The sequence below is a fragment of the Acinetobacter sp. RRD8 genome, from assembly GCF_031844225.1.
Lineage (GTDB): Bacteria > Pseudomonadota > Gammaproteobacteria > Pseudomonadales > Moraxellaceae > Acinetobacter.
The window spans coordinates 1-13872 of sequence record NZ_JAUZUU010000005.1 but is presented as its reverse complement, the minus strand read 5'-3'; the positions used below and the strand labels follow the sequence as shown (position 1 = coordinate 13872).

Below are 13872 nucleotides of genomic sequence, written 5' to 3'. Positions count from 1 at the left end.
TTAATTCAGGAACATTTCATGACTATATAAAATTTCGTGACCATTCCAGTAAATATAACCTTTCTCGATCAGTTCTTTCAGCAGCAAGCGGATGTCCGATTTTGGAAATAACTGTTCCAGTAAATCACGCAGTTCATAAATGTCTTTAGGTTTGTCGCCCTGCAATTCACGCAGTTTACGCGCCACTTCTAGTTGGACCGGATCGATCCGGCCAAAATTCTTGAACAGGTCTTGCTGTGCCGACTGGATTGGTGACTGGAACGATTCAGATTCAACTGGAACTTCATCTGCCTGTAGTTGGGAAATGACCTGATCCAGTTTCGGATTTTTAACCGGGCTTTGTTCATCCAGATTGAGCTGCAGCCATTGTTTCAGGACTTTTTTTCGGAAGCTGATTTGCTCATCATAGCGTTTGACAATTTTCAGGTTAATCAACATGCCGACCACATGCTGAGCTTTTACCGGCATCACTTGCAGAATATTCGCCACTGAGTTTTTTAGGGTTTCCACCGTATTCGGTTTGCCACTCATTTTCCCTAAAGCATCACAGTATTTTTTCACCAGCTGCAAGGCGGGTTTGTTCTTGATGGCGTCCAGACTCGGAAGATGATTTTTAGGCTGATCTGTTGGAATGCTTGTCTCATCAGGCTGAATCTGAATCAGGTGACACGGAATATCAGAAGCCTGCAGCATCTGCTGCAACATCTCGCAGCTGTCCATCGCCGAGATCAATTCAACCTCGGTTTCTGGCTCCAGTAGCGCCATAAGCTGACCGACAATGACTGCATACTCATATTCTTTTTGTGGCGATTCAGGCGTGTCCAGCACCACCACCTGACCACTGCTAATCCAGCCGGCAAGCTCGGTTAAGTCCTCTAAGGAGAATTCAAATTTTCCGGCACAGCTAAACAGATATAAAGTCGAATAGTGCGCCACAATCTCACGCATTAACTTGGCTGTGGGGAAATTATTTTCGAGGTCGAGTAGAATAACTTTTGGGTGCATGGGACGCAATTCCGGAATGTACCTGAGAGCCGGTATTAGAGTAGGAAGTGAGTGAAAGGTCAAATAATTTTAGGACTGAATGGGTGCAGGCCTGTTTCGGCAGAGAGCTAAACTGCATTTTATGAAATGCCGGCAAGAAATCTGTTTGTAAGCGTGAATGTTTGTTTTCAACAGGAAAATTCTTTTGCACTTGATCATCACGCTACGCTTTATTACTTTTATATGCGGATTTAATGCAATTTAAAAGCCAATTCAAAAAAATAATATTTCTCTTTTTAACATCTTATCGATTGGCTCATTTTTATTTTTCAATAAAAAACCCTTAGATCAGCTAAGGGTTGTTGTTGATTAAATCATTGGTTGCAAATTAATAATGCGGTGGGCGATCTGCAACCGGATCAAATTCTGCAATGCCTTCAGACAGATCTGAAGACTCAACACGTTGATATAACAGCGTCATTTGCTTTTTCAGATCAGCAATTTCCAGGGTCTGTTTGGCCACCTGATCATTCAACTGTTCAACTAAATCGTCTAAAAATGCAATTCGCACTTGCAAATCTTCAATGGGTGCGGAAAATGACGCCTGATCATTTAGATTTTGTTGTTTAGTCATTTAAAGTCCTCATTGGGGATTTCAGGAAACATTATGGCCTATATTACCCTTAGGGATGTCCAACTTGCGTTTGGTGGACCCGCCCTGCTCGACGGCGCGAATTTTAACTTGGAACGCGGCGAACGAGTGTGTTTGATTGGCCGTAATGGTGAGGGTAAGTCTACCTTACTTAAGCTGATTGAAGGAAGTTTACTGCCTGACAACGGCGAAGTTTCATTACAAAACGGCATTACTATTTCCATGCTGGCGCAAGATGTACCGATGGATTCAGGTAAAGTGGCTGATATCGTGGCAGATGGTGCCGGTGAAGCATCGGAAGTTTTGCGTGCTTATCATGCTGCCAGTGAAGCCTGTGTACTCGGTGACATGGACGCCTGTGATCGTATGGGCAACCTGCAACACAAAATGGATCAGCTGGATGGCTGGGCGCTGGAAACCAAAGTCAATTCGATTTTAAGCAAAATGGGCCTGGACCCGGATGCAGATCTTGCCGATTTATCTGGTGGTCGTAAGCGTCGTGTACTACTGGCACGTGCTTTACTTACCCAACCCGATGTGCTGTTACTGGACGAACCGACTAACCATTTAGACGTTGAAAGTATCGAATGGCTGGAAAAATTCCTGCTCGATCAAAATAATTTGACCCTATTGTTCATTTCGCATGACCGTGCCTTTGTCGATAGCATTGCTACCCGTATTGTTGAACTGGATCGTGGTCAACTGCGTAGTTATGAAGGTAACTATTCACGTTATCTAGACCTGAAAGCCCAGCAAATGGAAGCTGAAGAAAAGCAAAATGCGCTGTTCGATAAAAAGCTGGCTGAGGAAGAAGTCTGGATCCGTCAAGGGATTAAAGCCCGTCGTACCCGTAACGAAGGTCGTGTCCGTGCCCTAAAAGCATTACGTGAAGAATCTAGAGCACGTCGTTCGCAACAAGGTAAAGTGACGATGGCGACTCAGGATGCCAACCGTTCCGGCAAACTGGTGTTTGAAATTGAGAACCTGAGTGTGAAATTCGGTGACAATGCACCGATCATCAACAACTTCTCTGCACTTGTCCTCCGTGGCGACCGTATCGGTCTGGTCGGTGATAACGGTGTCGGTAAAACTACCCTCATTAAAGCCATTCTGGGCGAGCTAGAACATGGCGGTACGGTGAAGACCGGTACGCAGTTAGAAGTGGCCTATTTCGACCAGCTCCGTAATGCGCTGGATCTGGAAAAATCTGTTAAAGATAACGTCTCAGAAGGTTCTGACCACGTGGATGTGAATGGTAACCGTCGTCATATCTATAGTTATTTACAAGATTTCCTGTTTTCGCCAGAACGTGCCCGTACACCAGTCAAAGCTTTGTCAGGTGGTGAGCGCAACCGTATCCTGCTAGCGAAACTGTTGCTGAAACCATCGAACCTGATTGTGATGGATGAGCCAACCAACGACCTGGATATGGTGACTTTAGAGTTACTGGAAGAGATGCTGGGTGGCTACAAAGGCACCCTGCTGTTGATCTCGCATGACCGTGCCTTTATGGACAACGTGGTAACATCCACTTGGGTCTTTGATGGTAAGGGCAATATTGACGAATATGTTGGCGGTTATCAGGATTATCTTGAACAACGTCCGGATCAAACCGTGGTTGACCAAAAAAGTGCCGTGAAAAAAGCCATAGCCAAAGCAGAAGCCGAGGCGGCACCGGTCGCTGCCAAAAAAGTTAAGCTTAGCTACAAGGACCAGCGTGCACTCGAGCAACTTCCTGCTGAAATGGAAGCACTGGAAAAAGAGCAGGCCGAGATCAACGCACAACTGGCTGATGGCTCTTTATTTGTGACTGATTCCGATAAAGCATTGAAACTTTCTAACCGTTTATCCGAAATTGATGAGCTGTTACTGGAAAAATTAGAGCGTTGGGAAGAACTGGACAACCTAAGTAACGGCTAAATATTCCCCGAGCTTTTACTAAAGCATCTGTATTCGTACAGATGCTTTTTTATTTCAATAATCTTCTCTGTTAGACTGCATTTAATCTTTTGGCCCTAAATTGTTTTATGAGTACTCAGCCTGCATATCAACCCGGTGAATTTCAATGGTCATTCCTGTTACCTCAATATTGGGGCAAATGGCTAGGCATTATTTTCCTGATGATTCTGGCGATCTTACCTTGGGCCATTCAGCATCGTCTGGCGTCCCTGCTGGGCCACCTTTCTTTTAAATACTTGAAATCACGCCGTGAAACCACGCTGCGTAATCTGGAAGTCTGCTTTCCCGAATGGTCTGAAAAGCAGGTACAGGACAATGCCCGTCAGGTATTTATCGATCAAATGCTGGGGGTGTTTGAGACGCTGAATGCCTGGTACAGTCCGAAATGGTTTCAGGGCCGCGTCAGTATTGAAGGCTTGGAACATATTCAGAAGACACAAGCCGCAGGCCAAGGCATGCTGTTATTAGGCACGCATTCAACTTTGCTCGATGCGGGTGGTTATCTTTGCGCACAATATTTTGAACCGGATGTAGTCTATCGTCCGCAGAATAATCCACTTTTGGACATGCTGATTTACCGTTGTCGCGCCACAATTTATGCCAATCAGATTGACCATGATGATATGCGCGGTCTGGTACGTAACCTGAAAAATGGCCATGCGATCTGGTACAGTCCGGATCAGGATTATGGTTTAAAACAAGGCGTGATGGCACCTTTTTTTGGCGTGCCTGCGGCGACTGTAACCGCACATCGCCGTTTACTGAAAATGACCAAAGCGGCTGCAATTCCTTTATATTTCTACCGTCATGGCGATATTAACAATCCGCGCTACCATGTGCTCATTGAACCGGCACTGGAAAACTTCCCTAGTGAGAATGAAGTTGAAGATGCCACTCGCGTGAACCGGGTGATTGAGCAGCAGTTGCGCATCGCACCGACCCAATATATGTGGTTCCACCGCCGTTTTAAGACTCGCCCTGAAGGTTATAAATCAATTTACTAAATCGATTTGATCACGGAATTTGAAGGGCTATAGCTTAAAATCATGTTTAAGTAATTGAAATAATTTAACCCGAGCTCTACATCCTGTAAAACTCGGGTTAATGAGGTTGTGCTTTCACATATTATAATTCGTTCTGCTTTTTTGTGATTTCCCTTTCAGCATCATATCCATGATGTTTTCATTCAGCTTCGTCTTCCTTATGAGAATATCCTTTCTCGACTCCCTGTGCTGATAAACCTAGAATACCCAGATTCCTAACCCCTGCCCATTCGCAAGAAGCGGAAACTGTTGTAAGCAATATCGTACACTTTTCTTCTAAAAAGCTAAGAGATTTTGCCTCCTTCTTTATATGCCATAGCAACTTCATCAGTGACTATTTTTTCCTCTTTCTCTGCTTTCTGAATGCCTTCTTCAATAGCTTTTTGTGCTTCTTGCTCATCTTCATCAGTTTGTTCTAATTCTTCCTGAATATGCTCGAATACCCGACCGGTTTGTAAAACCAGAAAGACCGGAAAATGGTCAGAGCCTACATGCGGTAAACGTTCCATATGTACCAAGGCAAAATCGGTACTGTGAAAGACGTGATCCAGCGACCAGCGAAAAAAAGGATAATCTGCGTGAAAAGTATTCACATAATGACGCCCTACCCGCGGATCTAGCAGCCCACTAATGCGTTGAAATAGGCGTGTGGTACGTGACCAGGCCACGTCATTCAGATCGCCCATGACGATACAGCTTTCATCCAGATCCTTAATCTGATCACCGACAATCAGCAGTTCAGCATCACGCAAGGTAGAATCCTTGGCCTCGGTCGGGCTGGGTGGTTTGGGATGCAGACAGTAGAGCTGTACTGGCTGTCCCGAGCGTAAAATCACTGTAGTATGAATTGAGGGAATTTCGTCACTCAGAATAAATTTAACCTCAGTTTCACTCAGTTCGAGCTTGCTATATAGATGCATGCCATACAGATTATCCAAAGGCACAGGCACGCGATAAGGATAATCAGCTTCAATCACCGAGAGTGCATTTTGCCAGTTTTGATCGGTTTCCAGAGTCAAAACCAGATCTGGCTGATGAATCTGGATCTGCTCGATCAGTAAATGATATTTGGTATTGGTAGTAAGTACATTGGAAACGACCAGGGAAATCTGACGTTGCGGATCCAGCTGATCATGCTTGACCTGCTTGACCTGTTTTTTCCAGATAAAGGTATAGGGCAATACCATTTTCAACTGATAGGCCAAAGCTGCCATCAGACCGATAAAAAGCAGCTGATTCAACCAGTTCCAGGGATGATCAACCAGGAGAAAAAGAATAAAGGCGATAAAGCCCAATACCAGAATTTGTAAGCGTGGAAAATCCGCACCCCGAATCCACCATTCATCGCGTGGTATCAGTGACCAAAAACTTAACCAAATGACAATGATTGCCAGAATTTGGATAACCCATATCATAAACTGCGCTCTTAATTAAGTTATTATTTTTTCTAAAAGAAAAATGACGTTATCAATTTTGTATGTATCATAAAGCAGATATTTCTCTCAAGAATATTGATGTTTTGATTGTGTAGCTCTTGCAGTTGAGTCCCTTTTTGGTACACTCGAATCCCTTTTGATTTTTTAACGCACCGAGGCAAAGTGACATGAAAGTAGGTCTGGTCGGTTGGCGCGGGATGGTTGGTTCCGTCCTTATGCAACGTATGGTTGAAGAGAATGATTTTGCTCATTTTGAGCCATTCTATTTCTCTACCAGTAATGCAGGCGGTGAAGCGCCGGCATTTGGCGGTAAGACCGCCCCAGCACTTATGGATGCATCAGACATTAACAGTCTGAAGCAAATGGATGTCATTATTACCTGTCAAGGTGGCGACTATACTTCTGAAGTTTTCCCGAAACTGAAAGCTGAAGGCTGGAACGGTTACTGGATTGATGCAGCATCGACTTTACGTATGGATGATGAAGCCATCATCGTACTTGATCCGGTGAACATGCACGTGATCAAAGATGGTCTAGTCAAAGGCACCAAGACTTTTGTCGGTGGTAACTGTACGGTTTCCTTGATGCTGATGGGCTTGGGCGGTCTGTTCCAGAACAATCTGGTGGAATGGGCAACGTCAATGACGTATCAGGCCGCTTCTGGTGCGGGCGCGCAAAACATGCGTGAACTGATCAATGGTATGGGTTATTTATATAACAATACCAAAGAGTTGCTAGATGATCCGCGTTCTCCAATTCTGGATATCGACTCTAGAATTGCTGAATTACAACGTGGTGAAGGCTTCCCGTCTGCAAACTTTGGCGTTCCTTTGGCTGGTTCACTCATTCCTTATATCGACAAGCAACTGGAAAGCGGCCAGTCGAAAGAAGAATGGAAAGGTCAGGTTGAAACCAACAAGATTCTGGGCAACCAGCAGATCGTGCCAATTGATGGTCACTGCGTGCGTATTGGTGCCATGCGTTGTCACTCTCAGGCATTAACCCTGAAATTGAAAAAAGATGTACCTTTGGATGAAATCGAAGACATCATTGCACGTGCCAATGACTGGTCTAAAGTGGTTCCAAATACTCGTGAAGCATCGATGACTGATCTGACGCCTGTTGCTGTAACAGGTACTTTAAGCGTTCCAGTCGGCCGCCTGCGCAAGCTGAACATGGGTAAAGAATATCTGGGTGCATTCACTGTAGGTGACCAGTTGCTTTGGGGTGCTGCCGAGCCATTACGCCGTATGCTGCGTATTCTGATTGATTATAAAAATGCTTAATATCCTTTGGATATAAAGCCAAAAGCCGATCTTTATTGATCGGCTTTTTTATGTAACTATTGCGTAAGTATTTTACAAAAAACAAACATCCCGTTAATCTATAATTTTCGCTATGCGATAATGACTGAGCTCACGATTAAGATGACTGTATATAACAAATTAAAGCTTGCCATTTTAGCCATTGTCGCTTCACAAAACATTTATGCGATTAATGTAGATCCGGTTCAGATTCAGTCTGCCCCTGGGGAATTACTCTATGCAGAAATGACTTTTCGGCAGTCTGATATCAATCTGCCGATTGAAGTCAGTCTGGCTTCACCTGCAGATTTAATGTCAATTGGTGCATCGCATCAGCCACCTGGTCATCTGAACTTTTTTACTCGGCGCAGCAATAATGGTACCGGGGTTATTACCATTACTTCTTCTCGCCCCATGACAGAGCGCGAGCTGAATATTATTGTCAAAATCAAGGAAGGCAATGCCGCACGGCTGCAACATATTCGTACACCCTTACAAGCTAAAACCGATTTATTAAAAGCTAGTCTCAAACAGAATGAACGTCCGCTTGCACCAGTTGTCGTCGTCAGTGAAAAAGATATTGCACTCAACTTACCCGTAAGTAGCCATTACAATACGGCAGCCTCCACAGCCTTAAATAAGCCACCGGCTCTAGAAAAGCCGTTGGCATTGCAACGCACAGCACCACCGACATTATCGAACACTTCTATTCCAAAAACTGCATTTGCGCCAGCTGTAATGGCATCAACTCCAGCGATTCAGGCTCAAGCGATTACGCCTGTACTGAAAAGCGAGGCTGTAACTGCACCCGATACTCCAGCCCCAGTTAAAACTGCACCGGCGCTTTCAGATTCAGTAAAGACCTCACAAGCAACTCTTGCATCGCCGGCTCCTGCAGCAGCCTCGACTACAAACAAACCAACCAGTACGATACCAGCAAATCAAAGTGCATCAGCATCAAATAAAGCAGATGTGCAGAAAGCTGTAGAGTCCCATTCTGATCATCAAACTGCCTCTAGTGATCCATTGGTGAAGAAGTTTGCTGAGGAGCAAGCCAGAAAATCAACTGGATCAGCCAATCCGGTGAAAACTCCGGCTCCAGTGACTGCAAAAGCTCAACCAGTCAAAGTAGCTTCAAATCAAACTTCACCTACTTATGTCGTTCAATCCAATGAGTCACTGTGGGGGATTGCTTCACGAATTGCCGAACAGCAGCAGCGCCCGGTCAACGAAGTCATGCAGCAAATCAAAAAAGACAATGAGCATGCCTTTATCGGAGGAAATGCCGATCGTCTACGCAAGGGTGCTGCATTGAACTTAAATACGACTCATCCTGCACCTGCGCCCATTAAAGTCACTGCGGCAAAGCAAACCGAGCTACCGTCTAAGCCTACTGGCAAGACTAAATACCGCCTGAATCAGGCAGAAATGAGCCTAGTGGCTGAGAACCAGCGCGATTCCGGGCAAGTTTCTGCAAACCAGAACACAGAACGCAATCAAACATCAAAGGAATTGTCATTAAAAGTTATGACAGCCCGAGAAAAAACCGTTAAATTACAGAGAAACGTAACTGAATTAGAATTGGCACTCAATCAGAAGGATCACAGAATTCAGTTATTAAATGCGCGTCTGGCCCAGCTACAACAACAGCTCAAAGCCCAACAAGCAGATAAGAAGCCAATTAATTAAAAAGTTACACATGACGATTTATTGGGATAGGCGAACTTAAACTACTCTATCCCCAAGGGGTAAAACATGCTGATTTATGTGATTCCATTAGTGATATTGATCATCGTATTAATTGTCTTTAAAAAACGACAAGATGCTCAAGAATCAGATAAAGCAAAAACTAAAACGGTAAAAGCAAAAAAACCTGGTTCTGCGTCAAAAGCTGCCCCACAAAGAACCAAGGTGGTGGAGCCAGTCGGGGTCACAAAAAAATCAGCAACGCCATTATCAGCAGAAACACGCAAGAAAATTGAAGGCCTGATTCAAGAACGTAATTTTTTTGCGGCCGAAGCACAGATTAACCAGGCACTGAATCGGGATAATTCCCAGCATGAACTCTATCTATTGTTATTGGATATTCATATCTTACAAAAAGATGAGTTTGCAATTTCACAGCTGCTCAACCATATCCGTTCTTTGCATTTAGATGAGATTCTGGCGCAAGCTGAAGCGAAACAGCGTGAATTTGAAAAATCTTCATCTGCTGTAAAAGAGACCATTGATTTTCCAAGTGCCCAGCCTAAAACTTCTTCTGCGCAGGAAGCTGCTTCAACTTCAGATGCCTTTGCCGATCTGGTTGCACCGGCTCCTTCAAATGAACTGGCATTTGAACAATTGCAACAAGACTTTCAACCAAGTAAACCGGCTACCCCTGTAGAACCTGTAGCAGATATTCAGCCACTTGAATTTAATTTTGAACCAAAGACTCCCCCAGTAGAAACACCAAAAGCTAAAGAGGCTCCTGTACCTGCTGCTCCTTCTGTAGATTTTAAATTTCAGAGTACATCTACAGATATTCAAACTACAGCAGCAACAGAAACGGCACCTGTCTTAGACTTTAAACTGGATTTGGAACAGCCTGCTCCAGTAGAAACAGCACCAACTGTGAGTGAAGAAATCAAGCCTCTAGATTTTTCATTCTCACTTGACACACCCGTACCAGCAGCTGAAAAAACTGCAGTGCCAGCGACTGAGTTTGATCTGTCTAGCTTGACAGTTGCAGCACCTGTGGCAGAGCCAGCTACACAAACTAATCTATCAGGCATGGATTTTAAATTAGATCATTTAGAAACCACGCCAGAAGCACATGCTGCAACAGCGATGAGTTTCGATCTTCCTGCTACGCCAGCTCAGGTAGCCGTAGACCAGCATGATCCACTCGTACAATCTTTCCCGGAATTACTGGATGTTAATGAAGCGAGTCTCAATCTTGATCTTGCGCAGCAATATATTCAACTCGGTGCTTATGCCGCTGCCCGCGAAATCATTGCCGAGCGAGAAGCTGAATATACTCCTGAACAACAGCAACGCGCAGAGCAATTACTGAATCAAATCGCATCTTGATGCATTTCGTTTTACACTAAAGCAGTCAATAATTGGCTGCTTTTTTTATGATAAAAAATATTGCATTAATTTATATGGGTGGCACATTCGGCTGCGTGGGAGACCCTCTTGCACCGATGCCTGCTGATTTATTTATTCCAAAACTCGAACAGATACTTGCAGAGCAGTATTTTGTAGAATGCCACCATGCACCCGCCATTAAGGACAGTAGTGCCTGCACAGCAACCGACTGGTTGCAACTGGTACAGTTTATTCAGCAATTGCAATCGCGGCAAATCCAGCATTTTGTGATTATTCACGGTACAGATACGCTGAGTTATGCCAGTGCAGTACTGGCACATTTTATTGGAAACTCGGCGCATGTGGTGCTGACCGGTAGCCAATATCCGTTGCTGAATGCTCAAGGCAATGAACAGCGTGAATTTAGTGATGCCCTGGATAACCTGAAATTTGCACTAGATTCCATCAGCGAATGTAGCGCTGGAGTCTATCTGGCATTCCATCATCAGCTGCTACATGCGCAAACTGCACTGAAACAGCATACTACTGAGTTAAATGCCTTTTCCGGTCTTGAGGCCAATATCGCAATCCAGACCCATCAACCGTGTTATCAGGTCAAGGTAGAAGATATTGCGAAAGCGGCTGAATTCAACTGCATGAGCATCATGATGCAGCCGATTGATCTGGCTCAGCAGCTGAATAACTTGAACAACCTCTTGGCTCGACCACCGCATTTTCTATTTTTGCAAGGTTTTGGCACTGGCAACCTGGCGGTCAATGACACCATGATTGCGCTCATTGATCAACTCTATGAGCAGGGCTGCATTTCCGTCTTGACCACCCAAGTGCCTTTTGGTGCGACGGATCAGCGCTATGCTATTGCCGAATGGGTCAATCACTGCAAAATTTTGCTGAATGAAAGTTATGGACATGCGGATCTGTATGCAAAAGCCCTGAAAATGTATTTACAATACGACACTGTAGAGCAATGGCATCGTCATTGGTACGATCAATAAGGTTTGAGGTCATTATGCAGCGTTTTGCGGTGGGAATTGAGTTTTGTGGGATGCATTATCGGGGATGGCAGACTCAACAGCCGGGAGTTGCAAGCGTACAGGAAACCATTGAAAGGGTCCTGAGCCGAGTTGCCGATCAACCGATTAGCCTACAGGGTGCCGGCCGCACTGATGCCGGGGTACATGCGACCAACATGGTGGCACATTTTGATACGGATGCCGTGCGTTCTGAACGTGGCTGGCTGATGGGCTGCAATAGCCAACTCCCTAAAGACATCTCGATCCAGTGGATCAAAGAAATGGATCACAGCTTCCATGCCCGTTTTAAGGCACAGGCGCGCCGCTATCGCTATGTGGTCTACAACCACCCTGTACGCCCGGCATTGCTGCATAAACAGGTCACCCATGTCTATGCACCGCTTGATGTTGAACAGATGATATACGCCGCGAAAAAGTTTGAAGGCACGCATAACTTTGAAAGCTTCCGCGCCGCAGCCTGTCAGTCCAATCAGCCCGTTCGTCATGTCAGCCATTGCCACCTGATTCAGCATGGTCAATATCTGGTATTGGATATTCAAGCCGATGGCTTTCTGCACCATATGGTGCGCAATATCATGGGATGTTTATTGGAAATTGGTCAGGGCATGTATGCTGCCGATCATATTGATAATATTTTCGCGGCAGAAGACCGTAAAGCTGCTGGTGTGACTGCGCCAGCAGATGGTTTGTATTTTATTCATGCCGACTATCCAGCGCAGTTTGAATTACCTGAATTACCCTTAGGTCCGCACTGGCTGAATATGCCGGAATAGTTTTTAAATTTTTTAGAATATTTACCTCCCCTAACCCCTCCTAAAAGGAGGGGAATTCCTCCCTTTTTTTAAAGGGAGGTTAGGAGGGATTTTTAACGCTGCTTCCGTTTCCGATATTCCACCGGCGTCTCATTGGTCCAGCGTTTAAAGGCACGATAGAAGGTACTTGGCTCAGAAAAACCGGTCAGATAGACAATCCGCTCGACGCTCTCATTGGTACTCGCCAGCAAACGCTTGGCCAGACGACAGCGATAATCCGAGAGAATCTGCTGAAAACTGGTATGTGCCTCACTCAGTTGCGTTCTCAAACGGCGTGGCGTGATATTCAGTTGTGCTGCTACAGTTTCCAGTGTGGTTTCACCACTCTCCAAAGTAGAGCCAATCGCACGACGGACTTCACCGACCAGATCATATCTTGCCAGTTCCTGTAATTTTTCAATCGCCAGTTGCTCATGCAGCTGCAACAGCTCAGGTTCAGCCTGCCACAGCGGATATTCCAGGATAGTCGGATCGAAGTACAAACGGGTTTCTTTCTGACCTAGACTGACCGGACACTCATAAACCCGGAAATATTCATCATCAGGTGCCCCTTTAGAAAAATTAAAATCGATATAAATCGGTTCAAAACGTCCTTCAGTAATAAATTTAAAGAAACGAAGTACGCCTGACATAGCACATTCAGTAAAATGACGATTGACCAGACTCTCAGCAAAAGGCTGTTCACCATTGGTTAAATAGCAGCGATCATCTTCAATCACTAATTTGGCAGCAAAGGCATCGCTGATCAGTCGCTGATAAGCCAAAGCACGTTTCAGTCCCTCACCAAAATTTTCAGATGAAACAAACAGGTGTTCAATGACCTGACCACGATAAAGTGGCAGGTGCTCACCCAGATGCAATCCAATGTCCGGGTCCTTGCTGACTTCCTCTGCCGCCACCCAAAAGGCATATTGGGCACTCAGCGGGGTACGGTCATTGGCTTCCACCTGATTTAAAGCCACTCCTGCTTTGGTCAAAAGTTCTTCTGTTGGCAACCCCGCACGACGAATCGCCTGATAGCCTAAACGCAATACGACTGATGCATCCGTTAGCTGACTCACTCAAAAGCCTTCCTTGTATGTACTTCATTTATACTTAAAAAGATTAATTTTAGATTAACTGTGATTGACCAAACTGACAACAGAAACAGGTGTCTTTTTAGTTAAAAAAATTATCGTGACAGTTCGCCTATTTTACTGGCAGATGATCAGTCTAACGCCCGTTTCGTCTTGTATTTTGCAAAAAAATTGACTATAATTTGCGCCTTTCCAATTTATTCATTCAGGTAGGCTATGGCCAATAAAGAGGAACTCATCGAGTTCGAAGGCGTTGTCACCGAGACGCTTCCTAATACTATGTTCCGTGTACGTTTAGAGAACGGTCACGAAGTGATTGCCCACATCTCTGGTAAAATGCGTAAACACTATATCCGTATTTTAACGGGCGACAGTGTGAAGGTTGAAATGACACCTTATGATTTGACTAAAGGTCGTATCACATATCGTGCACGCTAAGTTTTAGCGTAAGCAAAAGCCACTTTTAGTGGCTTTTTTAT

12 protein-coding genes are annotated in these 13872 nt (G+C 44.8%); 8 read left to right on the top strand and 4 right to left on the bottom strand.

Annotated elements, in window-relative coordinates; all coding sequences use genetic code 11:
- Together Q9R24_RS06895 and Q9R24_RS06890 are read right to left on the bottom strand one after the other, a co-directional pair.
- Positions 1-1005 (bottom strand): hypothetical protein, encoded by a 1005-nt coding sequence (locus Q9R24_RS06895; protein WP_311204455.1) that lies wholly within the window; start codon positions 1003-1005, stop codon positions 1-3.
- A gap of 367 nt (positions 1006-1372) precedes the next feature.
- Positions 1373-1618 (bottom strand): SlyX family protein, encoded by a 246-nt coding sequence (locus tag Q9R24_RS06890; protein ID WP_004278477.1) that lies wholly within the window; start codon positions 1616-1618, stop codon positions 1373-1375.
- Positions 1619-1651: 33 nt separating this feature from the next.
- On the opposite strand from Q9R24_RS06890, the gene Q9R24_RS06885 reads away from it, so the two are divergent.
- Positions 1652-3556, top strand: a complete 1905-nt coding sequence (locus Q9R24_RS06885; protein WP_114541280.1) for an ATP-binding cassette domain-containing protein — start codon at positions 1652-1654, stop codon at positions 3554-3556.
- 107 nt (positions 3557-3663) lie between these two features.
- On the top strand, positions 3664-4599 hold the full coding sequence (locus Q9R24_RS06880; protein ID WP_114541281.1) for a lauroyl acyltransferase: 936 nt from the start codon (positions 3664-3666) through the stop codon (positions 4597-4599).
- 323 nt (positions 4600-4922) lie between these two features.
- Here Q9R24_RS06880 and Q9R24_RS06875 read toward each other — a convergent pair whose 3' ends face one another.
- A complete protein-coding gene (locus tag Q9R24_RS06875; protein ID WP_005245920.1) occupies positions 4923-6053 on the bottom strand; it encodes an endonuclease/exonuclease/phosphatase family protein in 1131 nt (376 codons plus the stop codon).
- 188 nt (positions 6054-6241) lie between these two features.
- Between Q9R24_RS06875 and asd the strand changes: the two genes are divergently transcribed.
- From asd to truA, 5 genes are all read left to right on the top strand, one after another.
- Positions 6242-7360, top strand: a complete 1119-nt coding sequence (gene asd / locus Q9R24_RS06870; RefSeq protein ID WP_004647391.1) for an aspartate-semialdehyde dehydrogenase — start codon at positions 6242-6244, stop codon at positions 7358-7360.
- 120 nt (positions 7361-7480) lie between these two features.
- On the top strand, positions 7481-9067 hold the full coding sequence (locus Q9R24_RS06865) for a hypothetical protein (protein ID WP_311204454.1): 1587 nt from the start codon (positions 7481-7483) through the stop codon (positions 9065-9067).
- 66 nt (positions 9068-9133) lie between these two features.
- On the top strand, positions 9134-10450 hold the full coding sequence (locus Q9R24_RS06860; RefSeq protein ID WP_311204453.1) for a fimbrial protein FimV: 1317 nt from the start codon (positions 9134-9136) through the stop codon (positions 10448-10450).
- A gap of 47 nt (positions 10451-10497) precedes the next feature.
- Positions 10498-11466, top strand: a complete 969-nt coding sequence (locus Q9R24_RS06855) for an asparaginase domain-containing protein (RefSeq protein WP_311204452.1) — start codon at positions 10498-10500, stop codon at positions 11464-11466.
- 14 nt (positions 11467-11480) lie between these two features.
- Entirely contained in the window at positions 11481-12278 is a 798-nt protein-coding gene (gene truA, locus Q9R24_RS06850; protein WP_213686446.1) for a tRNA pseudouridine(38-40) synthase TruA, read from the top strand.
- Between the two features lie 92 nt (positions 12279-12370).
- On the opposite strand, the gene Q9R24_RS06845 is transcribed toward truA, so the two are convergent.
- Positions 12371-13378 (bottom strand): AraC family transcriptional regulator, encoded by a 1008-nt coding sequence (locus Q9R24_RS06845; protein WP_129717912.1) that lies wholly within the window; start codon positions 13376-13378, stop codon positions 12371-12373.
- 231 nt (positions 13379-13609) lie between these two features.
- On the opposite strand from Q9R24_RS06845, the gene infA reads away from it, so the two are divergent.
- Entirely contained in the window at positions 13610-13831 is a 222-nt protein-coding gene (gene infA / locus Q9R24_RS06840) for a translation initiation factor IF-1 (protein WP_001284370.1), read from the top strand.
- The last annotated feature ends 41 nt before the right edge of the window (positions 13832-13872 follow it).

What these genes read in the sequence shown, in the direction of transcription:
- Q9R24_RS06895 (WP_311204455.1), bottom strand. Translation starts at nt 1,005, where the DNA reads ATGCACCCAAAAGTTATTCTACTCGACCTCGAAAATAATTTCCCCACA.
- Q9R24_RS06890 (WP_004278477.1), bottom strand. Translation starts at nt 1,618, where the DNA reads ATGACTAAACAACAAAATCTAAATGATCAGGCGTCATTTTCCGCACCC.
- Q9R24_RS06885 (WP_114541280.1), top strand. Translation starts at nt 1,652, where the DNA reads ATGGCCTATATTACCCTTAGGGATGTCCAACTTGCGTTTGGTGGACCC.
- Q9R24_RS06880 (WP_114541281.1), top strand. Translation starts at nt 3,664, where the DNA reads ATGAGTACTCAGCCTGCATATCAACCCGGTGAATTTCAATGGTCATTC.
- Q9R24_RS06875 (WP_005245920.1), bottom strand. Translation starts at nt 6,053, where the DNA reads ATGATATGGGTTATCCAAATTCTGGCAATCATTGTCATTTGGTTAAGT.
- asd (WP_004647391.1), top strand. Translation starts at nt 6,242, where the DNA reads ATGAAAGTAGGTCTGGTCGGTTGGCGCGGGATGGTTGGTTCCGTCCTT.
- Q9R24_RS06865 (WP_311204454.1), top strand. Translation starts at nt 7,481, where the DNA reads ATGACTGAGCTCACGATTAAGATGACTGTATATAACAAATTAAAGCTT.
- Q9R24_RS06860 (WP_311204453.1), top strand. Translation starts at nt 9,134, where the DNA reads ATGCTGATTTATGTGATTCCATTAGTGATATTGATCATCGTATTAATT.
- Q9R24_RS06855 (WP_311204452.1), top strand. Translation starts at nt 10,498, where the DNA reads ATGATAAAAAATATTGCATTAATTTATATGGGTGGCACATTCGGCTGC.
- truA (WP_213686446.1), top strand. Translation starts at nt 11,481, where the DNA reads ATGCAGCGTTTTGCGGTGGGAATTGAGTTTTGTGGGATGCATTATCGG.
- infA (WP_001284370.1), top strand. Translation starts at nt 13,610, where the DNA reads ATGGCCAATAAAGAGGAACTCATCGAGTTCGAAGGCGTTGTCACCGAG.